The organism is Saccharobesus litoralis (assembly GCF_003063625.1).
Lineage (GTDB): Bacteria > Pseudomonadota > Gammaproteobacteria > Enterobacterales > Alteromonadaceae > Saccharobesus > Saccharobesus litoralis.
Genome location: NZ_CP026604.1, coordinates 2,740,568 through 2,763,889 on the forward strand (window position 1 = coordinate 2,740,568; position 23,322 = coordinate 2,763,889).

Here is a 23,322-nt window from a genome sequence, read left to right on the forward strand (position 1 = left end):
TGAGCGCGCAGCAGTCGAAGGGTTCATTTTATCAAAGGTAAGCCCACTTCTTCGACTATTAGTTTATGCTGAGTTTATCGAACTATTCAGGATGAAAAATCGAATTATAAATCAAACTTTTAAACGTCAGAATGCTTATTTCTATCGAACGTTATAACCATGCTGAGAGACAGCTTGAGCAGACTTATTAGGCCTGTTCAAGCTAGATAATAAGCTTAAATATCCAACTTAAAAGCAAAAGCGTGTTTACCGGGTTGGTATTTAGGTACTTGGATGGTTAAACCATCAGCATCTTGGTTCCAGCTGATTTTCTCATCGCTACCCAATAAGCTAACGCTGCTAACTTTGTGCTTACCTTTGGCTAACGCTTTGATGGTGACGGGTTCGGTTGGCCAATCTAAAACTATGGCGTAAAGGTCGCCGTCTTTGGTGGTGAAGCGAATGTCTTTTTCTGTATTGTCCTTGTTCTTAAATTCACTTAGGTGACCTTCTACGACTTTCGCTGGCCCTTCACCATAAGTATGCCAAGTACGGGTGCCATATATGGCTTCACCGTTTTGTTCTAACCATTCGCCCATTTCCAGTAATCGAGTACGTACCTGTTGTGGTATGACCCCTTGCGCAGTTGGCGTGATATTTAGCAAAACTGCACCATTTTTACTCACAACATCGACTAAAAAGTCGATCAAGCGATTAGTTGTTTTGTAGTTCGGGTTAGCGATATGAGTCCAAGAGTTCCAGTCGATAGAATCGTCGGTCATCCATGGAAAGTCTTTTTTCTCGCTCATGCGTGAGCGTTCTAAGTCTAATACGGCAGAGCCTTTGGCGAGATCTTCACCTTTATAGGTAACCATCACATCACGGTTTTGTTTAACACCTGCGTTATATACGTAACTAAGCATATCTAGCCTGTGCTGCTCACTAATGATGTCCATTTTGTTATCAAAGTACACTAAGTCAGGCTCATACTTGTCGACCACTTCTTTAACGCGATCTAACCAATCATCATTAAACGCTTTATCTGGTAAAGGATTAGTCGGTTTGTTGGCTAACACAAAGGTGCCTTTTGGAACTTTAGGGCCATAAAGCTTTTCGTATTTGGGATTTGACGCATCGGTATTTTCATCCCAAGTTGGATACCAAGCGTATTTCCATTGGTGATGGAATGTGGCGATAAACTTCATATCTTGGTCGCGGATTGCTTTGGCCATTTCGCCTACCACATCGCGTTTGGGGCCCATATCCTTGGCATTCCAAGGTGTAATCTCGCTGTCCCACATGGCAAAACCATCGGCATGTTCAGAAACTGGGCCAGCAAATTTGGCACCTGATTTGGCAAATAATTCCGCCCATTCTTGTGGATCAAAATGTTCGGCGGTGAACATGGGAATAAAATCTTTATAGCCAAATTTATCTAGGCTGCCGTAGGTTTCTTCATGGTATTTACGAATAGGATGGCCCTCGCGATACATCCAAATTGAGTACCATTCGGTTTTATGGGCCGGAACTGAGTATGGCCCCCAGTGAAAATAAATACCGAACTTGGCATCTAAAAACCAGTTTGGTGTTTTGTGCGTTTTTGTCGATTGCCAAGTTGGCAAATAAACCTTGGTTGTCTGTTGGCCTGAAGTTGCATGTGCATCTGTATTTGGTGCTAGATGAGAGCAGCCTGCTATTAACCCTGCCACAGACAGACTCAATGACAAGCCTATGGATAGCTTAAGTGGCGTTAAATTGAGTTTATTCATGTTGTTTTCTATTAGTGCTATTAGTTAAGCAAAGTGTGGCAATTACCACTTTTGTTGTCAAAATAATATTTTGTGTTTATTTGATTTTTAAATGTTGTAAAATCCTGTTTTAAAGGATTTTTGTTGTGTAAATGCGGGCTTGGCTATATCAAAAATATTTGAACACACCCTAAATTTAACTAAATACTAGCTAAGAACAGAATTAATGAAATTGATTTCTATTTGTACCATTTTGATATGGTGGCTTGGTGTGAAGTCGACAATAGGCTCAAGCGAGCTTGAGCCTTATAATCAGAAAGTAGGCCTTAGTCCATATATCCGTCAGGCAAATCAATGCGACTTACACCTGTTTCTACAGCTGCGACAGCAACCGCTTTAGCGACGCGTTTAAGTAAACGCGGATCCATAGGTTTAGGGATTATATAGTCACGGCCAAACTCTAGCTTATCGGCACCACTGGCTTTGATCACTTCTTCCGGAACAGCTTGCTTGGCGATCTCGCGAATGGCATTAACCGCAGCAACCTTCATTTCATCGTTGATCACAGATGCGCGAACATCTAAGGCGCCACGGAATACAAACGGGAAACACAGTACATTGTTGACTTGGTTAGGGTAGTCAGAGCGTCCTGTCGCCATTATTAGATCATCGCGAGCTGCATGCGCTAGCTCTGGTTTTATTTCAGGATCAGGGTTTGAACAAGCGAATACTACAGGGTTGTTGTTCATTAATTTTAACGCTTCAGGTGGTAACACATCAGGACCTGATACCCCAACAAATACATCAGCACCTTGCAAGGCATCTTCTAATGTCCGGCGGTCGGTATTGTTGGCAAATAGCTTTTTGTGTTCGGTTAAATCTTCACGGCGAGTATGGATCACACCTTTACGGTCTAGCATATAAATGCGTTCGCGTTGGGCTCCACATTTTATTAGCAATTCCATACAGGCTACGGCTGCTGCACCGGCACCCATACACACAATGATCACATCGCGAATATCTTTACCTTGGATCTCTAATGCGTTCAGCATGCCAGCCGCTGTAACAATAGCGGTACCGTGTTGATCGTCATGGAAAATAGGCACTTTACAGCGCTTGATAAGCTCTTGTTCTATTTCAAAACATTCTGGCGCTTTAATATCTTCTAAATTGATACCACCAAACGTATCGGCAATATTGGCAACTGTATTGATAAACTCCTCAGTGGTGCGATGTTTGACTTCGATATCAATCGCATCCAAATGAGCAAAGCGTTTGAATAATAAGGCTTTACCTTCCATAACCGGTTTGGAGGCCAAAGCACCAAGGTTGCCTAAGCCCAAAACTGCAGTACCATTGGAAATGACTGCAACTAAGTTGCCCTTGGCCGTGTAGTTATAAGCTTCTTCTGGGTTAGCGGCTATCTCGCGGCACGGTTCTGCGACGCCTGGACTGTAGGCTAATGCTAAATCGGCGGCGTTTTCTGCTGGTTTTGTCAGTTCTATACTGATTTTACCGGGCGTCGGTTTGGCGTGGTAATCCAATGCTTTTTGACGAAAGTCAGTCATTTTTTATCCTATCAATCAATTCAACTAGATTGGGTAGTTGAAGTTAGTAGTTCGGTTACCACTCGCTTCTTTGCGGGTCGTAACTTTTTAAGCGTAGCAGTAAAACGTCAAGTCAGCCTGTGCGTATAAAGAAATAAATCTAAATTGACGTGTCTACAGTGATTTAATAAGTTGTTGTTTTAAATTATTTTTCTTGTGGTTTAGGCAAGATTGCAAGTTCGCCGGGCATCATAATCTGATAAGGATGAGTTAAGTTTATTCGCCAGCGACCTTTATGGTGGTACGGCTTGCCTTTAACAATAGCCTTACCTCCAACCCAAGAGCGATTTAATTCGTATAATCGATGGATGTTGCGTTGGTTTTGCTTAACGCCGATATATAGAGCGCGATTCAGTACAATCCAGGTTGTATTGTCTTCATCAGTCCAAACATTGCTGATTTGGCCTATGTATTCATGATAGCGTTTTGAGTTTAATGTATGGTCAGCGACAACTTTAGGTTGCCAAAACTTATCTGTCCAAATACCGCGTTGTGCATTACGTGCTGCCGTTTCATGCTCGCGGTAGCAGCGCCAAAACTTATCATTTTTACCTATGACAATCTGCTTAGCTAAACCTTTATCCAGCATAGCGGCTTGCAAGTTTTGACCTTTTTCGTTGTGGATATGCGCCAACATACGGTTATACACATCGATTATATCTTTGTCGTATACCAGTTTTACGGTTTTGCTTGGGCCGATAAGTTGCTCTAGTTGCTGTTTGGCTTGGTGCGCAAACGGTTCTGAATTCTTTGTCGATTTATAGTCTATTTCAGGGGCATCGATACCAATAAGGCGAATTTTATTGCCATCCTGCAAGCGTATGGTGTCCCCGTCAATAACTTGTTGTACACGTTCAGTTTGTTCAAAGTTTTTCGGTTGGCATGAATGAGCCGTGGCATAGGTACTTAATAAGCTGAGGCTAAGCGCAATAAATAATGGTTTCACAACTGTCCTTGCCATTTGACGATATGACTAAAGTGTAGGAGATAAAGATTAAAGTTTTATTTGCTATTGCGTCAAGAGCAGCCAAGCGGTTGTGTGGGATCCGTTTTAAACATAAATTTTCCATTAGATAAATAGAGGCCTGGAGGTCGATAATTTATTTAAATTATCGCGAAAATCCGCTTTATCGTTAAACCGGCAGGTATAGATCCGCGTTAACGTTAAATTGGTATTCGTTTTAAAAGAGAACTGAGTCAACAGTATATAAGCTAGTTGTAGGCGAATTATTTTTAATCGTATCAGAAACTAACGAAGATTCAATTTGAAAAATTTACAATAGATCACGTTTTAATTACTTACAGATCTAACAAGGAAAGTTTTTGTGTTGTATGTAGAAATTTGGGGGGTAGATATAAACACCTAAAAATTCACTTCGCAACTCAGTCACGAAGTGAAATTTAGTTTAATTTTCAAGCGGTTTTTGGAAGGGGAACTACGCTAATTTGGTAAACATAAATAGTGTTTAAACACTAAGCTACGGATAGTGAAAAGGACGATTGCTGAGGAGAAGAAAATGCTCTAGCAAGATTGTCGTTTGAGGCTGCCGCTGATCTTTTATTTTTTGAGAAGTTCAATTCGTATTGTTTCACCACACTTTCTAGTTTTGAAGATTTTTCGAAGATATGTAACTTCGTTGTTTGCTCATATTGGTTAGCGATACAATCGAGGTTGTGACTCAATAAATATCGATACAAACTAGCTTTTGAATACCCTCTTTGAGCACACCATTGGTCTAATAATATATAGTGCTCATTAAACCTTTGTATGCAAATGGGGGGGTATTGTGCACTTGCTCTGTTTACTTGTATGCTCTTCCACGAAAATAGTTTCGCCATTGTTCTAATTTTCACGGGCTGAACACAGAAATATTTGCTCAACTCAGATATCGATAGCAAACAATTAAATTTATTCTGCTCGCTTGATTGCAGATGGCGGATTGCTTCTGATTTTTTGACATAAAAGTTCCCCAGCTTTTTAGAATGCAAAGGCTGATGGAGTTCTACACCTTTTTCGATTAGCAACTTGAAAGCATCACCAAAGCTGTATAAATATTTTTGGCTGATTGCCTCTAACTCTGTAATTGTTATCACCTCTTCACTGGAGCAAAATCGAAGTGATGGTTTGGTAAGTTTCGTTAGTAGTTGGTCTATATATTCCAAAGCATATAGGGTTACCTGTTTGACTTTTTAGCTTGATAGTTTTTTTTTAACAGTGTGATAAATTAGGCTTTGTAAAGCAAACAGTGCGAAATGGGGGGCGGAAATTCAGACTCCACTGCTAGTTGCACTATTATGAATCATTTTTAGTTGTTCAGAGTGCAATCTGCAATAACCACATTGTTAAAATGCACTGAAAAACCCGTGCAAACGAAGAAAAAGCATGCAGATGAATATTTTTTGAATTTTTATTTTGAGTGAGGAGGGATCCGAGATTATAGTGGTAAATATGTTTTTGCCAAGTTGATGTGTTGATAAATTTACTTTTTATTAAATATTCATTTCAACCGTTATCTTACTGAATAAAACAATGGGAATATTAAGCTTGTATTAGAAATACATTGAAAATATCGATAGAATCGCGTCATGCAGAATACTTTCCAAAAAACTTACCAAGATGATGATACTGAAGGCCTTAGTCAAAACGATTTGGATTGTCTTAGAGATAAAATCCTTCGAAGCCATCATGAATTTCGAAGCTCGGTTAAGCAGGGAGATAAAGATTACATCAGGGAATTACACAAATATTCTAAATTTAAACAAGATGAAAAAATCTTATCTCGCTTAGACACCGACTATAAAAAATTGTCAAAGTATTTTATATGCGCATCAAAATTAGAAGTGGCAAGAATAAAGCCTCGACTGATTAATGTAGATGAAAGTAATTTATTTAAACGGCTCTTTAAACTGGTAAGACATTCTTGGTCTATGCCTTATTCAAAAGGGTATGGTCGCCGAATTAGATTTATTGTTTGGGATGATTTTCACGACTCTGTTATTGGGATTATAGGTTTACAATCCCCCCCAGCTGATCTAAAAGCAAGAGATCAGCTTTTTGATTACCCCGAAAATCAGAAATTACCACTTGTTAATCAAACTCTGGATGTGTACACATTAGGTGCAATCCCCCCGTATTCCAATTTATTGGGGGGGAAGTTGGTCGCTGGACTTGTAGGAGCTGATGCAATTAGGCAAGTATACTGGTCAAAATATGCTGGAAAGAGATCGCAAATCAATAATGTATTAGTGGAACAACCGCTGGTTGGTGCTACTACAACTAGTGCTTTTGGGCGTAGTTCGATATACAACAGGCTTAAATATCAAGATAGACTTTTAGCAAGACCAATAGGTTATACTCGAGGATATGGGACAATACATTTAGAACCATATTTTGAGGAGCTTACTGGAATACTTAAGGCGCATAACATATACCACAATGGCGGCTATGGAAAAGGGCCAAAGCCTAAATGGCAAAATGCAGTTAGAGCATTGAAGATATTAGGGCTTAACTCTGAGTATCTGCAGCATGGGCTTGGAAGAGAGGTATTTCTTTTCGAGTTTTTTGACGATTTAAAAACTGGGATGTCAGGAGGTAGTTTTGGTCGAGCGCTTCTACTAGATTCTGAAGAATACTCGCAATACTGGTTAGAACGATGGGCTGAGCCTAGAGCTATAAGATACCCTGATTGGAGATGCTTTGATGTAAATGGATACTTCCTTAGTTGCTTTACCTCTAATTACTCGGCTTAGGGTTAGAATTTAGTTGCATTTTAGTTTTTTTTGCGTAACTTTAAGGGGACTGTGACCAAATAGGGAAATATAATGCGTATCCAAATGTCTGATCGTCTGCGGACATGGCTTAAAGACTCTCCTATCCTTCCTGAACAATTTACTTTAAAATCAGCATCAGGTAACAGTTCATCTCGATATCAGATCCAGGAAAGGGATGAAAGCGGCAAAGTTTCTAATGTATCTGGTAGAATTGGTTTTAAGGGTTTTGTTCTTAAAGTTAAAGATATCGATACTCATGCTATATATGCGGCGAAATTTACTATCCCCCAAGACTACGATCACAGTCGTGATGAATTTCATGAATCCCGTTTAGCAACCCTACTGCAGCCTGCAAGCAATTTGTTTTCTATTCCTAAATCTTGTGGCAGGGTGAAGTTTTTTGAGGGAATGCCAAAAGAAGATTGCTTTGATGAATTTGTGTGCTTTATTTCAGATTGGGTAGAGGGAGAAACTTTGGAGTCTTTGTTAAATAGAAGAGACGACATAGTTTCACCGTACTTTGCCAGCAAGTTGTCAATTCAATTGAACAAAGCTCTGGGTTTTCTAAATCGAGTTAATTTAAAACATGATGACTTGCATTATGGAAATGTAATGGTGTTGACACCGGAACGTGATCTAATATTTGATGATGAAGACAGAGATCAATTAAATATAAAAGTCATAGATACTGGTAGCTTAAAGCCATATAAACAAGAAAATAGTAAGCCATATGATGATTTACTCCACTACACAAAAATACTAGTCGATATCTTCAACGTCCTTATTAAAAATAGAAGAACGGTCTCAAATAACAGGCTTTTTTTCGAACATTTTGAAAGAGTAATAAAGTCCCTAAATTGTGATGATCCTCAGCGATTTTTCCCAAATCTATATGCTGATATTCAAAGTGAACTGAAAAAGCTTGAGCATTACTTGAGTTACCAAGACAGTGAGTTTGAAGAAACTTTCCATCCATTCGATGCTATTTCAGCTGAACAACTGGCAAGTGATCAAATGCTTTTGGATTTATTTGTAGATAACATCCCATGGATGGATGATGTAACATCTAAGGCTTCAATTGTACTTACCGGTCCAAGAGGATGTGGTAAATCAATGATGTTACGTTATTTGAGTGTACGTGCTCACCTACATAACCAAACTGGTAATTTAGAGCAAATTCAATCTCTTCCTTTCTTTGGCGTTTTTGTTAGTTGCGCCACAGAATTACAAAATAGCCTTTCGATTTTCTCAAGAGACAAAAGTGGAGACTTGCTTGATAAATATAGCGATGAAGTCGTAACTTTTTTTAATATAGTTGTAGCGCGAGAATTATTCAGAAGTATCGCAAGTGTCAAAAAAAATCAGGTAGCAAGTAATTATTTTTGTATTTTAGATTCGACCGAAGAGGAATTAGTCAACATAACTAAGTCTTATTTGGGAGATGATTGGCTAAGCAGAAGATTTTCAGGGACTCCATTATCTTGGCAAGCTGCGGAATCTTTAGACAAGCTAAGGCTTAAGCTAAGTGCATCTATGCTAAATGGTACCAAAACCTGTAAAAAGCTACCTGATAACTATTTAGCTGAGCTAACATCTTCATTAAGCAGCAGTTCGAGGTATTTTCGAGTAAATCCAGTTGCCTTTTTATTGGATGATTATACTAGTTATAGGATACCAATAGACGTTCAAAAATTAATCAATAAAATTGTCTTTGAAAGAAGAGCTTCACACATATTTAAAATTTCTTGTGAAAAATACGGCTTTTCTCCCAAAGACAACAGCAATATCCGTATTGAAGCAGACCGTGAATTTCATGAAATTGACGCTGGAGCACATTTACTAAGTGCGCTTGGGTTAGCTGAAACCACTTCTGCTAAACGCAGAAAAGATGCTCAACATTTTATTGAGAATCTAATTGATCGCCGTTTACGTATGGCAAAGTGGTCGGGCACAACAAAATCACTAATCGGTAAAAGTGATTATGACACATATATATCTGTTGCTAGGGCTATACATGCTAACAAAGGTGTCAAAAATGAAAGTATTTATCATGGGTTAGAGGTGTTGGCCGACATTTGGAGCGGTGATATTGCAACAATCTTGCAGGTAGCTAGAACGATGTTTTCTTTAGCGCAAGTCAAGAAAGTTACGACAAAACAAATTTCTAAAGCAGTACAACATCGATCCATTGTAAATATATCTAGGTCTTACTTGGAGAGAATTGAAGCTTTTCACCCTAATGGACCTGAGTTACAAGAGGTCGTAAGAAATTTTGGTGCGACTGTCACCAACCTGCTTATTCATGGAGATCTTGTTAACAAAAAAAGCAAATCGATTAACCCAAGAATGGTTCCTAGGATTGAAATGACTTTGGACTTTGGGGATGATTTAATGCTGCAGTTGAAAGAGCAAAACCCGTTAGCGGCGCAAGTTGCGAAGGAGTTATTGAGGAGAGCTATATTCATTGAATTAGATCATGGTAGGAGCAAAGAAAGTAATAAGAAAGGCACACTTAGATGGGAGTTTCGAAGAATATACCTTCCTGGAGCTGGAGCTGCGCTAGGGAAAAATCATTACATTGAAATAAAAACAGTTAAAGAATTGATAATGCTTCTTACAGATCAAGCTCAGTTTAAGAGCATTATGGATGGTAGGTATCTAAAAAATAAAGGAATGGACGATTTATTCTCAGAAGAATATGAAACGGAGGATGGTTAAATGGTTAGGCGACGTTCGGGTATATTAAATAAATTCTCAGTCAGTGAAGCCTGTATAGACCTTCCTGATATTACGCTTTTCAATCATGATAAAATTAAAACCTTTGATTTAGTTATAACTACAGTTGGGTTTGAAGATAGAAGTCTTGCTTTTGTTCAAGAAAGTTGTTCTGAGTTTCAATGTGAATATGCTTTAGTTGGGAAATATAAAACAAATAAAGTAGAAAATGAGATAAACGAAGCTAGTATAACTAATTTTTTTATGTCCCACTCAATCCATACTAGTGAAGTTTGTGCCGATAGTCCGTTAGCTATCAGTAAAAAAATCAATGAAATATTAGACAATATTAGTCAAGAAAAAAAAATCATCCGTTGTTTCTTTGACATTAGCTCAGCCTCCAATAGATTTATATTGTCCGTGTTGCAAACACTTACAAGTTCAAATCTAGAGTTAGGCTTAAGTATATTTTATGCAGAGCCGACAGACTACTTCCCCCAAAGCTCAGAATACCATTCAAACCCAGAGGCTTGTATAAGCGAAGCGTTAGCTAGTTCTTCGAAAGAGCCATTAATCGAAACTGGCGTAAGTGCGGTAAATGAGAATGAATTATACCCTGGACATTTTCCTGAAGTTGGCAAGCCTTTCCTAATATCTATTCCTTCATACCGTATGACTAGAATGGGGAGGTGTATCCAGCAAATTGATGAGCAACTTCTTTCTTCTTCAAACAAAGATAGTTGTTTCTGGATATTTGGTGAACCCAAAAAAGAAATTTTAAAATGGCGTACGATGTACCAAAAAAGTATTGTTGAAAACTATTTGAAGAAATTCACAACCGAAGATTCAGATAGTTATCAGCCTCCCTTAACTGAAGAAAATAGTAAGCGTTGTTGTACTTTAAACTATAAGGAAATCCTGGCTGCTTTGATTGAGCTGGCAGATAGTAATTTGGGTAAAAGGATAACTATTGTTCCTATGGGATCAAAGCTTCAGGCTGTTGGGGTGGCATTGGCATTGTACGCTAGAAGCGAATGTTCTGTGCTTCATGCGTCACCAGGAGCATTTAACCCAAACCGATACTCCAATGGAATTGGAGACAAATGGCTCTTGGAGTTTGAAAGTATTAGTAACGTTAAACGAATAGTTAGTAAAATTGGCGAGTTAGAGTTAACGCCCATATAAGAATAAGAGCTTTATATTAATTTAGAGACAAAAATAGTCGAATAGAGACACTTAAATGGAATGCAAAAATCAAACATCGACGCCAAGTACATTGATTGACGAAATAGACAAGTCAATTAATAAGTCACTTAAACATGCTAGAAAAAATTACTACTATTCTAGCGTACTTATAGTTACATCAATATTGGCAAGCTTTTTAACGGCAATAGCTGTTGCTGATGGAACAGAGCTGTTTAGTAAATTTCAGATGGCTTTATTTGCGGCTATTCCTGGAACCGCAATTACACTGTCTTCAAGAATGAAATTTGAAGAGAAATGTAAATGGTATTATAAGAAGTTTCATGACATAAGCGCATTAAAACGCGATATTGAATATAACAATTTCCCGAAGGAAGAAGCATCTAAAAAACTATCCTTAATACTGAGCCAAAGTGAAAAACTCTATCCTGGATTTGGCTCTAATGATTAGTAAACTTAACAGCCCTATTCATAACTCTATTATCAAACAGCTATTTAGGACTGGCGGGTTATCGAGATTTCAAAAATTATTACCTTCACTACGTTTGCCGGCACTTGAAGTCTTATTTTCCTAGATTATTAAGCTATACGCGGTTTATTGGGATTGCTTCTAGTGTCGTTGTTCCTATGTGTAGTTACTTAACATCTAAGCTTGGTAAACCAACCGGTATCCAATTTGTCGATTCTACAAAAATAGAGGTTTGCCATATTATCAGAGCCAAAAGAAACAAGGTGTTTGAGGGAGTTGCTAGACATGGTAAAGGCACAATGGGATGGTCTTTTGGTTTTAAGTTACACTTAGTTATCAATCACTTCGGTGAAATAGTTTCATTGAAACTAACAGAGGGGAACATAGATGATCGCAAACCAGTCCCTGAAATGACAGAGTCACTATTTGGTAAACTTTATGGTGACAAAGGTTATATTAGCAAAGCGCTATCGGGAGAGTTGCTTGAAAAGGGAGTTGAATTGATAACAACAATCCGTAAAAACATGAAGAAAAAATTCATCTCATTATGGGATAGAGCCATACTTAAAAAGCGGTTCATAATAGAAACAGTGAATGACCAATTGAAAAACATTTCGTACATTGAGCACTCCAGACACCGCAGCGCACATGGCTTTATGCTGAATTTGCTTGGCGGTTTAATCGCATATAGTTTAAAATAAGAGAAGCCATCATTAGATTTAACAGCAGAGGAACTGGAGCTATTAAATAGCAACAATTTAATGCTGGCTTAACCAGAGCTCAGGTTAATTATTGAACTAGAGTCATGAGCAGTGCTGAACTCTTTATAACAGCTTGTTATCGGATTAAAGAGGTAAATTCTGAACTATTACCAACTTTAGAAATGACTTAATGTTCATTACTTTTAGTAAATCAAATTCTGCCAAAATGATTTTTGGTATCTAAATATATAGCTAAAACCCTCAAAAGAGCTTATTTATTCAAGTTTTGACCTATTTAGTCTTTTTGGCTACGCGGTAAATTTGTAAAAGTTTATGTGCCCTGGATTTTTTCAGAAATAAACTGAACCCGACAGATCAACAATAATTTTTTATTGAATGTTTGCGTATTTGTACAGCCTGTATATACTAACAGGTAAGCAGCCATTACGGATCCACTAAAATGAAGCCACTTACTCCTCGTCAAGCAGAGATCCTGCAACTAATTAAAGATAATATTTCAGAAACTGGTATGCCGCCAACACGAGCTGAAATAGCTAAAACATTAGGCTTTAAATCACCTAATGCAGCGGAAGAACATTTAAAAGCGTTAGCACGTAAAGGCGCTATAGAAATAATGCCGGGCACGAGTCGTGGTATTCGTCTAATTGGCGCTGCTAATGATGAAAGTGAAAATGAAGGTTTGCCTTTAGTGGGTAAAGTGGCTGCGGGTTCACCTATTTTGGCGACAGAGCATGTAGAAAGCCGCTATCAAGTGGATCCCAACTTATTTAAGCCAAATGCTGACTATTTATTGCGGGTTGAAGGCGAAAGCATGAAAGATATTGGTATTATGGATGGCGATTTATTGGCTGTGCATAAAACGCAATCGGTGCGTAATGGTCAGGTTGTGGTGGCTCGAGTGGAAGAGGATGTCACGGTGAAGCGTTTTGAGAAGAATGGTGGTGAAATTTTACTTCATGCTGAAAACCAAGAGTTTGCGCCTATTAAAGTGGATTTAGCCTCAACACCTTTTGAAATAGAAGGGATTGCCGTTGGTGTTATTCGCAACACGACTTGGATGTAATAAAACCTGTTTGTTGATGTTATAGTCAAAGTGATCAGGTTTTAGGGGAAGCCGTCAAAGCTACCGCATCCGTGCTCTCGCTCCTTACCTACATCCATGTAGGCAAGCTTCGAGCCCCCATGAGCATATGCTCTACTATGTGATTGGGGTGAGTAAGCGCTGACAATGAACCATAAGACCTGAGCGAGAAGACTATATAGCCGTGCGTATCTTACGCATGGCTTGTTAGTTTCCCTTCAGTGCTTGGCTAAATTGCTGCTTTAGGCAATTGAGTTACCATTTTCTATATTGGCATCAGTGGCCTATTATCTCTTTTCATTTTTAATATCTATTTCTAAGCTTCTTATAGTAAAAAAATCCAACTGCTAGATATTTGTTCAGATAAGTAGCGAAAACCTACGTTTTTAGCGGCTTTTAGCTCTTGTTTGCCTTTCTTAAAACCTCTTTTAATTCAATAACCTTGTTAAAAAAATGTAAGTTTATTGGACGTATATCAAATTACTGTCTAATTTTTATTTGTCGGCTGACTAAAAAAGAATCAGCCACCCAGTTTATTTATTACTAGATACTGAGCTTGTCACAATAAAAAGGTGCGAACTAGCCATAAACCATTAGAGCTAGAGCGCGATTGCCAACAAGGGGAGTTGCTTGGTGAAAAAGGTTATTTTATCTCTACTCGCTTTTATTTGCTGTACGGGAGCTGTGTTAGCTGCATCTCCAGAATCGGCACCTATGCCATTAAACATGACGCGAGGCGTTACCTCTATTAGCGCAGATGTGTATGACTTACACATGCGAATTTTCTACATATGCACGGCAATTGGTGTTGTAGTGTTTGGTTTAATGTTTTGGGCGATGATTTTTCATCGTAAATCACGCGGTCATAAGGCGGCTAATTTCCACGAAAGTGTAAAAGTAGAAATAGCATGGACCGTAGTGCCGTTTATCATCTTAATTGTCATGGCAATACCGGCTACGCAGACGTTAATTGCAATGGAGGACACGTCTGAACCTGATGTCAGTATTTTGGTGACAGGCTCTCAATGGAAATGGCATTACAAGTACATGGAAAATGATATTGATTTTTACAGTGTGCTTGCAACACCTACAGAACAGATCACGGGTAAGTGGGATAAAGGGGAAAACTACTTACTTGAGGTAGATCGACCATTAGTTATCCCAACGGGTAAGAAAGTTCGTTTTTTAATGACGTCTGATGACGTTATCCACTCATGGTGGGTGCCAGACTTCGCAGTGAAAAAAGACGCTAATCCCGGTTTTATCAACGAAGCTTGGACAAAGGTTGATGTACCTGGAATTTACCGCGGTAAATGCGCTGAACTTTGCGGTAAAGACCATGGGTTTATGCCTGTTGTGGTTATCGCTAAATCACCAAGCGATTATCAAGCTTGGGTGGATATGCAAGTTGAGCAACGCCGCAAAGCCAAAGAGGAAGAGCAACGTTTGTTGGCCATGAATATGTCTATGGATGAGCTAATGGCGGAAGGGAAAAAGGTTTATCTGGCTAATTGCGCAGCCTGCCATCAGCCCAATGGTGCAGGATTACCAGGTGTATTCCCTGGGTTAGTGGGGACAGGTGTAGTGACAGGGGATATTAATACTCATATTAACGTTGTGGTTAATGGGGTCGGTGGAACGGCTATGCAGGCATTTGGTAAGCAATTAACTAAAAAACAAATTGCCGCAGTAGTGACTTACGAGCGTAACGCTTGGGGCAACGATACAGGCGATCTGGTTCAGGTCAAAGATGTATTCGAATTTATGAAAAATAGCTTATAGGGACGGTGAACAATAATGACAACATTAGTCCACGACAACGAGCAACACGAAGAGCATCATCACCATGGTGCGCCAAAAGGGATTAAGCGCTGGTTACTGACAACCAACCATAAAGACATTGGTACTTTGTATTTATGGTTTGCTTTTATTATGTTTTTAATTGGCGGTGCCATGGCTATGGTGATCCGCGCAGAATTATTTCAACCTGGGCTACAAATTGTTGAGCCGCATTTCTTTAATCAAATGACCACTGTGCATGGTCTAATCATGGTATTTGGTGCGGTTATGCCTGCCTTTACTGGGCTTGCTAACTGGATGATCCCTTTGATGATAGGTGCGCCCGATATGGCGTTGCCTCGTATGAATAACCTAAGTTTCTGGATCCTACCATTTGCTTTTTTCATTTTATTATTGTCTTTGTTTATGCCAGGTGGCGGTCCCGCATTTGGTTGGACATTCTACGCACCATTATCAACCACTTACTCCAGTGATTCGACAGCGTTGTTTGTATTCTCTGTGCATATCATGGGTATCAGTTCAATCATGGGTGCTATTAATGTGGTGGTAACTATATGGAATATGCGCGCACCGGGAATGACATGGATGAAAATGCCTTTGTTTGTCTGGACATGGTTAATTACCGCTTTCTTATTAATTGCAGTTATGCCGGTACTGGCTGGTGTAGTCACTATGGTGTTGACTGACAAATATTTTGGCACGAGTTTTTTTGATGCCGCTGGTGGTGGTGACCCCGTTATGTTCCAGCATATTTTCTGGTTTTTTGGTCATCCAGAAGTGTACATCATGATATTACCAGCCTTTGGTGTAATATCAGCCATTGTTCCTACTTTTAGTCGCAAAAAATTATTTGGGTATTCGTCAATGGTTTATGCGACCGCTTCTATTGCTGGTTTGTCATTTATCGTATGGGCGCATCACATGTTTACTACCGGAATGCCGGTGTTTGGTGAACTGTTTTTTATGTATTGCACTATGCTGATTTCGGTTCCAACTGGGGTAAAAGTGTTTAACTGGGTGGCAACCATGTGGAAAGGCGCAATCTCGTTTGAAGTGCCCATGATGTTTGCTATCGCCTTTATTATTTTATTCACCATTGGTGGGTTTTCTGGACTGATGTTAGCGATAACGCCAGTCGATTTTCAATATCATGATACGTATTTCGTTGTTGCACATTTCCATTATGTGTTAGTGACGGGAGCAATCTTTTCTATTATTGCTGGCGCTTATTATTGGCTACCTAAATGGACTGGCGTTATGTATGACGTGGGGTTAGCAAAAACGCATTTTTGGTGCTCTCTCATTTCGGTTAATGTGCTGTTTTTCCCTATGCATTTTGTTGGCTTAGCGGGTATGCCGAGACGTATTCCTGATTATTCAATTCAGTTTGCTGATTTTAATCAATGGATCAGTATTGGTGGCTTTGCGTTCGGATTATCGCAATTGATCTTTTTAGCTGTGTTAATCAAAGCGTGTCGTAAAAAAGGTGAACCTGTCGATGCTCAGGTTTGGGAAGGCGCAGAAGGTTTAGAGTGGCAGGTGGATTCCCCCGCGCCTTATCATACTTTCGATACACCACCTAAGATTAAGTAATTAGCGCAAGAGCCATTAACAAACACAGCTTTCATAACTGAGTACTTAGCTATGAGTGAAAAAAAGCAAATCAGTGAAAACAGTAAGCAGCAGCTTGAGGCTAATAACGGCAAGTTAGTGGCTAAATTATGCTTCGCTGTGTTAGCTATGTTTGGCTTTGGATTCGCCATGGTGCCTTTATACGATGTGTTTTGTGAAGTTACGGGGATCAATGGCCGTGTTGTGGTTAAAGCTAACAGTACGGATGTTGATCCTATTGATGAGAGCCGCATTGTCACAGTCGAGTTTATTACTCGTATAGCTAATGGTAACGACATGTCGTTTCAAGCATTAACCCAAAAAGTGCAACTGCACCCTGGGCAAATGAGTGAAGTGGCTTTTAAAGTAAAAAACCCTAGCCAGTACAAAGTGTTTGCTCAGGCTATTCCTTCTGTCTCACCAGGGCAGGCTTCTTTGTATTTAAACAAGACAGAGTGTTTCTGTTTTACTCAACAAGAACTTCAAGGTAAAGAAGAAGTGACCTATCCAATGAAGTTCTTTTTAGACCAAGACCTTCCTGAATCGATAACACTGTTAACGGTTTCTTACACGTTATACAAAGTGGGTTCAGAACAATTGGCATCTGCCGCTACGGAGGATAATCAAGATGTCGAGTCAATATGAAAAATACTATGTTCCACCACAAAGCCCTTGGCCAATAGTTGGCGCCACAGCGTTATTTCTTGTCGCTTTAGGGGCGGGGACCACGGTCTCTAAGATACATCAAACTGGCGATCCCGGTTGGGGTAAAACTGTACTGATTTTGGGGATTGTTGTATTGCTTGTGATGATGTTTGGTTGGTTTCGCGATCAAATTAACGAATCACGTGCGGGTATGTATAGCGCGCAGCTAGGCCGCAGTTATCGTCAAGGCATGCAGTGGTTTATCTTTTCGGAAGTGATGTTTTTTGCTGCGTTTTTTGGTGCATTGTTTTACGCAAGATTGCTATCGATACCTTGGTTGGATGGCGCATCGAATAATGCTTCAACCGCTGCAATTCTGTGGCCTGAGTTTCAAGCGACTTGGCCGCTAATAAAAACGCCGGGGGGAACCGAAACCACGGCCATGGGGTGGGCGGGGCTGCCTTTAATTAACACGGTTATTTTAATTGCATCTTCGTTTACGGTTCATATAGCACATGTGGGATTAGAGAAAAATAAACGTAAGCAGCTTACTACTTGGTTAGGTATTACGGTTGTACTTGGTTGTATTTTCTTGGTACTGCAGGTCGAAGAATATATTCATGCTTATCGTGATTTAAACTTAACCTTAGAGTCAGGTATTTACGGCAATACCTTCTTTTTATTGACTGGGTTTCATGGTTTGCATGTCACCTTGGGAACGATCTTTTTAGCCGTGATGTTTTTCCGAGTTCTTGCTGGGCACTTTAGTCACGATAATCAATTTGCCTTTCAAGCTGCGAGTTGGTACTGGCACTTTGTTGATGTGGTTTGGCTGTTCTTGTTTGTATTTGTTTATGTTCTTTAAATAGTGTTTTGGGCAATCAAGCCTGCTTTTGACAGGCTTGGTTGCAATGGTGAATACCATGCTGAATATAAAGCTGAGAAGCATCAGTATGGGGTTGGATTAATCTGTATCAATCCCAATGCGGCACTGAGGATGATTAGTAAAATGATTGCCGCAGAAAAAAGTAGTCGTTTACCTAAGTAGTGACTCATTGCGACTTCTTTTTCGTTTCTAACCATAATCATCATGGCACGAAATAAATTGTACAAAACGAATAGTAGAGCAATGACAATAACAAGTTTGATCAACATAACGCATTCCTTTAATTAGAGGTGGTCTTGCAAATTACTTTAGGTGGCTTTTGGCCTAACGTACAAGTTTTAACCACAATATTTGTGATTAGTGTGTTTACGGCTTTAATGAGTTTAGGTTTTTGGCAGTTGGATAGAGCGGACTTTAAGCAACTGCGCATGGAACGGATTAATGCTTTACAAGGGCAGCAAGTCATAGGCATTAATCAATTACCGACTCAACCTGAGATGGCACAAGACTATATTGTTGTTGTCGAAGGACAATTTAAACCTGACTTTATGTGGTTGTTAGAAAACCAAGTTGTGAATAAAAAAGTGGGTTTTGATGTTATTGCACTTTTGGCATTAGTTAACGGCCAGCATGTTTTAGTGAATTTGGGGTGGATACCGGCAAACCAGAATATGATGCCGATGACCAACATTCAGCTGCCATTAGACAAAGTACTTTTTCAAGCTGTTGTTCATTACCCCAAAGTGAATTTGCTACAAACGGAACTGCCGTATACGTTTAAAACGAGTGAGCGTTTACAGCAGGTTATTCCTAGTGTTTTGCAAGAGGTGCTAAATGTTGAGCTATTACCTTTTGTTTTACTCAATCGCAATTTGCAAAGTAAAACAGCAAATGAAGTCGAGCTTTTGCAGGGTAATCCGATTCTTGCGGATAAAGTGGCGGATAAAAGTGCGGAAAAAGTAAGCCATCAACAAAAGCCATTACAACCCAGTTATTACATTAGTCATTGGCAACAAACGGTTATGCCAGCTGAAAAACATAAAGCCTATGCAGTACAGTGGTTTGCACTAGCAGCTACTTGGCTAATTCTTATCTTATGGAGGTTCACCAAGCAATGTCGAATAACGCCAAAAAATTAAATATGTTGCTCATTTCAGCCTGCTTTTTACTACCCGTGTTGTTGGCTTATATTGTGTTAAAAATGGGATGGTTTAATCCGAGTAGTACCAATAAGGGAGAGTTGTTAAGTCCCTTGCGTTCCCATCATTTGGCTATTCATTCTACAGAGAAAAAATGGTTGGTTATGTATCAAGTACCTGAGGTATGTAACCAGCAATGTCAAAACAATTTATACGTAATGCAGCAAACGCATACCGCATTGGGTAAAAACCAAGATAGAGTCAGTACGGTTGCCATTAATGCCTCTAGCCAATTGGTTCAAGGCAGCCATTTACTAGGTATATCAGTAGCTGACATAAGCAAATTGAGTTTTATGCATGACAGTCCGCAAGCGCTTTATATTGCCGATCCCATGGGGAATGTCATGATGCGTTATCAGATTAGTGAAGATAAACAGCAGGCTATTATGGCCGCGAGAGATTTACTGAAAGACTTAAATAAAATGCTTAAGTTGTCTAAAGTCGGGTAGGAGGTGTCATGAATAAATTGGTTAAATTATGTCTCATCCTTACTTTAGTGGTAGTTGTACTTGGTGCCTATACTAGGCTGACGGATGCTGGACTGGGTTGTCCGGATTGGCCTGGTTGCTATGGTTTGTTAACGGTTCCGCAAGGTGACGAGGTTGCCTCAGCCCAACAACGTTTCCCTGATAGAGTGATAGAAGCTGACAAGGCTTGGAACGAAATGGTTCACCGATATGTTGCAGGTACGTTGGGCTTGCTTGTTTTTGGCTTGATGGTTTGGGCAATTAAACGTCGCCAGTATGTAAAGCATTGTTTAGCTTTAAGTGCGGTTATTATTTTTCAAGCTGCGCTGGGTATGTGGACTGTGACACTGAATTTAATGCCAGTCGTGGTTATGGGGCACCTTGCTGGTGGCTTTAGTGTATTTTGCTTATTGCTACTGTTGGCATTGCGGCAAAGTGAGCGTCGAGTTGAGCTTTCAACAAAAGTACTGTTCAACAAGTTTGCGTTGCATAGTCGGTTTGTTTTTCGGTTAGGTGTTATTGCTACATGTGTGCTTGTTTTACAAATTTTACTTGGCGGTTGGACGTCAGCCAATTACGCAGCTTTAGTGTGTACAAGCCTACCCGTTTGCCAAGGCGATTGGCTCAGTTTATATGAGCCGAAAGCGGCGTTTTCTTTGATTAGCCCAATGGCTGACACTTATGAATATGGCGTGTTAGATCACGCGCAAAGAGTGACAATTCATGTTACTCATCGGATTGGGGCTTTAGTTACAACCTTGGTTGTTTTGCTATTTTCCTTAGCTCTTTGGTTTATCAGTCAGTCACCATTGGCGAAAAAAGTGGCGTTGGCAATAACCGGATTATTAACTCTTCAAGTGAGTTTAGGCGTGAGCAATATAGTATTTATGTTACCGCTAAGCGTAGCTGTGTTGCATAACTTAGTGGCCTTGTTATTACTGGGTTGTTTAGTTATTAGTCTGACTTTGATTTATCAGCATCTAAAATTAGAGTTGTCGCAACAACAAAACTCCCGAATCTTTTGCAAACCAATTGATAAACAAACTGCGTTAGTTAACTAACCTATGGAACTGGCCGGAGTATTATAAATATGCAAATTAATCACGCATTGTCTTCTTTAGTTCAACAAACTGAGCAGTTGAGTAGCCGAACTAAGGACTATATCGAAATCACCAAGCCTAAAGTGGTTTTATTGATTTTATTGACCGCTTTGGTGGGTATGTTATTAGCTCTTCCACAATTTCCAGAGCCATTGTTAATCATCGCAAGTTTAACTGGTATTGGCTTATTGTCCTCGGCCGCGGCAGCAATTAATCATTTAGTTGATTATCGTATTGATGTGCAAATGGCTCGTACCAAGAACCGACCTGTTGCTAAAGGCCGAGTTACCCAATCTCAAGCTTTTATTTTTGCAGGTGTCATCGGGTTTGTCGGGTATGCGATTTTATATTTAGCGGTTAATCCATTAACAGCACATTTAACCCTGGCTTCCTTAGTTGGTTATGCAGTGGTTTATACCTTGTATTTAAAACGCGCTACACCGCAAAATATTGTTATAGGTGGATTGGCTGGGGCTATGCCTCCGTTATTAGGTTGGACATCGGTTACCAATCAAATCGACCCCAATGCGTTATTGTTGGTTATCATCATTTTTACTTGGACACCTCCGCATTTTTGGGCGCTAGCTATTCATCGACAAAAGGATTACGCTCGTGCGAAAGTGCCTATGTTGCCTGTTACGCATGGCCTTGAGTTTACCAAAACCATGGTATTACTCTATTCAGCGTTACAAATGATAGTCGGGCTTTTTCCATGGTTATTTGGTTTGTCTGGTGTGTTATATTTGCTTGGTTCAACAATATTAAATGGTTACTTTTTATATTTGGCTTGGCAATTGAAGTTTAACGATTCCACCGGTTTAGCATTTAAAGTTTTTAAATTCTCTATTTTTCATTTAATGTTGTTGTTTATTGTTTTACTTGTCGATCACTCAATAATAACTATTTATGAATCGCAGCCATATTAGCTTTGCCTTATTGTGCGCGCTTATTTTCGGGGTGCTATTAGGCTTTTATTTGAATAATAAGCCTATCCCTGAAGATACGTTGAGCAATGTACGTATCTATCAGCCTGAACGTAACCTTTCACCTTTTCAGCTAGTGGATCATACGGGAAAAGTATTCACAAACGCTGAGCTGCAAAATAAATGGAGCTTTGTGTTTTTAGGCTATACTTATTGCCCAGATATATGCCCGACGACTATGCAAGGCTTAGCCAGTGTTTATGCGCATCTCCAGGCTGTTGACCAGAATGTTCAAGTCGTGATGATTTCGGCTGATCCGCAGCGTGATAGTGTAGAGGTTTTAGGGCAATACGTACCGTTTTTTCACCCTCAGTTTGTAGGTGTAACGGCCGAACACAAATATTTACTTCCTTTTACCCGAGAGTTGGGGTTGGTATATTCGATGACTGAAGGGACAAGTCAGGATAATTATTTAGTTAACCACTCTGCGTCAATCGTATTAATTAATCCGCAAGGTAAGATTGCAGCTTTAGTCAAACCAGACTTTTCTTTGACCCCACCTGTGGTTGATTATGCGAAATTGGTCAACCTGTTAGAAATAGTGAAAGCTTAAATTCGTCATAAAAATGAGTAAGTTAAAAAAATCATGGCAATTTTTAGTAAGCATTCTAATATTGAAATACACAGGCCGCATAATTTTATATTTAGGACAGGACATTAGGTTCTTTTTGTTATGGCAGATGAAGTGATTATTGAGCTTGGCGCGACGGCAACTATTGCTCAGGCAGAAGCTCTTTTACAAGAGTTTAACGAAATCTATATTTTAGGTCGTTGTATTACAGTTGATGCAAGCAAGGTTGAAAAAGTCGACTCTGCGGTACTGCAATTACTTGTATCATTAAAAAAATCACTAGCGGTAGATGATAATAGAATAATTTGGCGGGAACCCAGCCAAGTTTTTGTGAGTTCGGCGACAGCTGTTGGTCTCGACGAATATTTAGAATTAAATTAAGAATAATAGGAATCGGAAAATGAAAAAAATTCTTGCTGTAGACGATTCAGCTTCAATGCGTCAAATGGTGACCTTTACGTTAAAAAAAGCGGGTTTTGACGTAACGGATGCAAAAGACGGTGTTGATGCATTAGAAATTGCTAAAGGTGCAGAATTTGATTTGATCATCTCTGATGTCAATATGCCCAACATGGATGGTATCACCCTTATTAAAGAGCTTAGGGCATTGCCTAAGTTTAAATACACGCCAATGTTGATGTTGACCACAGAATCAGGGCTAGATAAAAAAGCGGCAGGTAAAGCCGCAGGAGCCACAGGATGGATTGTTAAACCATTTAATCCAGACCAACTACTTGCGACAATTAACAAAGTTTTGAGATAACT

At 39.5% G+C, this 23,322-nt stretch carries 21 protein-coding genes and 1 pseudogene; 17 read left to right on the top strand and 5 right to left on the bottom strand.

All coding sequences use genetic code 11. The features are described 5' to 3' along the window. Positions 1–215: 215 nt before the first annotated feature. The 4 genes from C2869_RS09650 to C2869_RS09665 all read right to left on the bottom strand — a co-directional run bounded on the left by C2869_RS09650 (position 216) and on the right by C2869_RS09665 (position 5,497). Positions 216–1,748, bottom strand: a complete 1,533-nt coding sequence (locus C2869_RS09650; protein WP_108602735.1) for an alpha-L-fucosidase — start codon at positions 1,746–1,748, stop codon at positions 216–218. Positions 1,749–2,053: 305 nt separating this feature from the next. Then, a complete protein-coding gene (locus tag C2869_RS09655; RefSeq protein ID WP_108602736.1) occupies positions 2,054–3,295 on the bottom strand; it encodes a malic enzyme-like NAD(P)-binding protein in 1,242 nt (413 codons plus the stop codon). A 184-nt stretch (positions 3,296–3,479) separates the two neighbouring features. Further along, positions 3,480–4,280 (bottom strand): thermonuclease family protein, encoded by an 801-nt coding sequence (locus C2869_RS09660; protein ID WP_159084121.1) that lies wholly within the window; start codon positions 4,278–4,280, stop codon positions 3,480–3,482. Positions 4,281–4,807: 527 nt separating this feature from the next. Continuing rightward, positions 4,808–5,497, bottom strand: coding sequence for a hypothetical protein (locus C2869_RS09665; RefSeq protein WP_108602738.1), 690 nt, complete (start codon positions 5,495–5,497; stop codon positions 4,808–4,810). A gap of 423 nt (positions 5,498–5,920) precedes the next feature. On the opposite strand from C2869_RS09665, the gene C2869_RS09670 reads away from it, so the two are divergent. The 10 genes and pseudogenes from C2869_RS09670 to C2869_RS09715 all read left to right on the top strand — a co-directional run bounded on the left by C2869_RS09670 (position 5,921) and on the right by C2869_RS09715 (position 18,216). Then, positions 5,921–7,084 (top strand): Druantia anti-phage system protein DruA, encoded by a 1,164-nt coding sequence (locus tag C2869_RS09670; protein WP_108602739.1) that lies wholly within the window; start codon positions 5,921–5,923, stop codon positions 7,082–7,084. Positions 7,085–7,156: 72 nt separating this feature from the next. Then, positions 7,157–9,823: an ORC-CDC6 family AAA ATPase gene (locus C2869_RS09675; RefSeq protein WP_108602740.1), complete on the top strand. Its 2,667-nt coding sequence runs from the start codon at positions 7,157–7,159 to the stop codon at positions 9,821–9,823. Continuing rightward, complete coding sequence (locus tag C2869_RS09680) at positions 9,824–11,005, top strand: hypothetical protein (protein ID WP_108602741.1); 1,182 nt, start codon at positions 9,824–9,826, stop codon at positions 11,003–11,005. It begins immediately after the preceding gene. Between the two features lie 55 nt (positions 11,006–11,060). Then, entirely contained in the window at positions 11,061–11,474 is a 414-nt protein-coding gene (locus tag C2869_RS09685) for a hypothetical protein (RefSeq protein WP_159084122.1), read from the top strand. A 53-nt stretch (positions 11,475–11,527) separates the two neighbouring features. Continuing rightward, positions 11,528–12,265: pseudogene (locus tag C2869_RS09690) on the top strand (IS982 family transposase); the annotation flags it as partial. A gap of 388 nt (positions 12,266–12,653) precedes the next feature. Continuing rightward, complete coding sequence (lexA, locus tag C2869_RS09695) at positions 12,654–13,277, top strand: transcriptional repressor LexA (protein WP_108602743.1); 624 nt, start codon at positions 12,654–12,656, stop codon at positions 13,275–13,277. 651 nt (positions 13,278–13,928) lie between these two features. Then, positions 13,929–15,077 carry a cytochrome c oxidase subunit II gene (gene coxB / locus C2869_RS09700; protein WP_408011894.1) on the top strand — a complete coding sequence of 383 codons (1,149 nt, stop codon included), beginning with the start codon at positions 13,929–13,931 and terminating at the stop codon, positions 15,075–15,077. A 15-nt stretch (positions 15,078–15,092) separates the two neighbouring features. Then, the gene (ctaD, locus tag C2869_RS09705) at positions 15,093–16,688 is read left to right on the top strand and encodes a cytochrome c oxidase subunit I (RefSeq protein ID WP_108602745.1); all 1,596 of its coding nucleotides are present in this window, start codon (positions 15,093–15,095) and stop codon (positions 16,686–16,688) included. A 51-nt stretch (positions 16,689–16,739) separates the two neighbouring features. Then, positions 16,740–17,351, top strand: a complete 612-nt coding sequence (locus C2869_RS09710; RefSeq protein WP_108602746.1) for a cytochrome c oxidase assembly protein — start codon at positions 16,740–16,742, stop codon at positions 17,349–17,351. Then, positions 17,335–18,216 (top strand): cytochrome c oxidase subunit 3, encoded by an 882-nt coding sequence (locus C2869_RS09715; protein ID WP_108602747.1) that lies wholly within the window; start codon positions 17,335–17,337, stop codon positions 18,214–18,216. Before C2869_RS09710 ends, C2869_RS09715 begins: the two co-directional genes overlap by 17 nt. An 83-nt stretch (positions 18,217–18,299) precedes the next feature. On the opposite strand, the gene C2869_RS09720 is transcribed toward C2869_RS09715, so the two are convergent. Continuing rightward, positions 18,300–18,506 (bottom strand): DUF2909 domain-containing protein, encoded by a 207-nt coding sequence (locus tag C2869_RS09720; protein ID WP_108602748.1) that lies wholly within the window; start codon positions 18,504–18,506, stop codon positions 18,300–18,302. A gap of 27 nt (positions 18,507–18,533) precedes the next feature. Between C2869_RS09720 and C2869_RS09725 the strand changes: the two genes are divergently transcribed. From C2869_RS09725 to C2869_RS09755, 7 genes are all read left to right on the top strand, one after another. Then, the gene (locus C2869_RS09725; RefSeq protein ID WP_108602749.1) at positions 18,534–19,376 is read left to right on the top strand and encodes an SURF1 family protein; all 843 of its coding nucleotides are present in this window, start codon (positions 18,534–18,536) and stop codon (positions 19,374–19,376) included. After that, the gene (locus tag C2869_RS09730; RefSeq protein ID WP_108602750.1) at positions 19,352–19,885 is read left to right on the top strand and encodes a hypothetical protein; all 534 of its coding nucleotides are present in this window, start codon (positions 19,352–19,354) and stop codon (positions 19,883–19,885) included. Before C2869_RS09725 ends, C2869_RS09730 begins: the two co-directional genes overlap by 25 nt. A gap of 8 nt (positions 19,886–19,893) precedes the next feature. Further along, entirely contained in the window at positions 19,894–20,964 is a 1,071-nt protein-coding gene (locus C2869_RS09735) for a COX15/CtaA family protein (RefSeq protein WP_108602751.1), read from the top strand. Positions 20,965–20,993: 29 nt separating this feature from the next. Next, positions 20,994–21,929, top strand: coding sequence for a heme o synthase (gene cyoE / locus C2869_RS09740; RefSeq protein ID WP_108602752.1), 936 nt, complete (start codon positions 20,994–20,996; stop codon positions 21,927–21,929). Positions 21,930–21,978: 49 nt separating this feature from the next. Next, positions 21,979–22,539: an SCO family protein gene (locus tag C2869_RS09745; RefSeq protein ID WP_159084123.1), complete on the top strand. Its 561-nt coding sequence runs from the start codon at positions 21,979–21,981 to the stop codon at positions 22,537–22,539. A 120-nt stretch (positions 22,540–22,659) separates the two neighbouring features. Beyond that, entirely contained in the window at positions 22,660–22,938 is a 279-nt protein-coding gene (locus C2869_RS09750; RefSeq protein WP_108602754.1) for an STAS domain-containing protein, read from the top strand. A 19-nt stretch (positions 22,939–22,957) separates the two neighbouring features. Beyond that, positions 22,958–23,320, top strand: a complete 363-nt coding sequence (locus C2869_RS09755; protein WP_108602755.1) for a response regulator — start codon at positions 22,958–22,960, stop codon at positions 23,318–23,320. Positions 23,321–23,322: the final 2 nt, after the last annotated feature.

Excerpts from the sequence above, each read along its gene's own strand:
- C2869_RS09730 (WP_108602750.1), top strand. The coding sequence starts at position 19,352 with ATGTCGAATAACGCCAAAAAATTAAATATGTTGCTCATTTCAGCCTGC.
- cyoE (WP_108602752.1), top strand. The coding sequence starts at position 20,994 with ATGCAAATTAATCACGCATTGTCTTCTTTAGTTCAACAAACTGAGCAG.
- C2869_RS09670 (WP_108602739.1), top strand. The coding sequence starts at position 5,921 with ATGCAGAATACTTTCCAAAAAACTTACCAAGATGATGATACTGAAGGC.
- C2869_RS09680 (WP_108602741.1), top strand. The coding sequence starts at position 9,824 with ATGGTTAGGCGACGTTCGGGTATATTAAATAAATTCTCAGTCAGTGAA.
- C2869_RS09755 (WP_108602755.1), top strand. The coding sequence starts at position 22,958 with ATGAAAAAAATTCTTGCTGTAGACGATTCAGCTTCAATGCGTCAAATG.
- C2869_RS09750 (WP_108602754.1), top strand. The coding sequence starts at position 22,660 with ATGGCAGATGAAGTGATTATTGAGCTTGGCGCGACGGCAACTATTGCT.
- C2869_RS09710 (WP_108602746.1), top strand. The coding sequence starts at position 16,740 with ATGAGTGAAAAAAAGCAAATCAGTGAAAACAGTAAGCAGCAGCTTGAG.
- C2869_RS09650 (WP_108602735.1), bottom strand. The coding sequence starts at position 1,748 with ATGAATAAACTCAATTTAACGCCACTTAAGCTATCCATAGGCTTGTCA.
- C2869_RS09720 (WP_108602748.1), bottom strand. The coding sequence starts at position 18,506 with ATGTTGATCAAACTTGTTATTGTCATTGCTCTACTATTCGTTTTGTAC.
- C2869_RS09685 (WP_159084122.1), top strand. The coding sequence starts at position 11,061 with ATGGAATGCAAAAATCAAACATCGACGCCAAGTACATTGATTGACGAA.
- C2869_RS09675 (WP_108602740.1), top strand. The coding sequence starts at position 7,157 with ATGCGTATCCAAATGTCTGATCGTCTGCGGACATGGCTTAAAGACTCT.
- ctaD (WP_108602745.1), top strand. The coding sequence starts at position 15,093 with ATGACAACATTAGTCCACGACAACGAGCAACACGAAGAGCATCATCAC.
- C2869_RS09715 (WP_108602747.1), top strand. The coding sequence starts at position 17,335 with ATGTCGAGTCAATATGAAAAATACTATGTTCCACCACAAAGCCCTTGG.
- C2869_RS09655 (WP_108602736.1), bottom strand. The coding sequence starts at position 3,295 with ATGACTGACTTTCGTCAAAAAGCATTGGATTACCACGCCAAACCGACG.
- lexA (WP_108602743.1), top strand. The coding sequence starts at position 12,654 with ATGAAGCCACTTACTCCTCGTCAAGCAGAGATCCTGCAACTAATTAAA.
- C2869_RS09735 (WP_108602751.1), top strand. The coding sequence starts at position 19,894 with ATGAATAAATTGGTTAAATTATGTCTCATCCTTACTTTAGTGGTAGTT.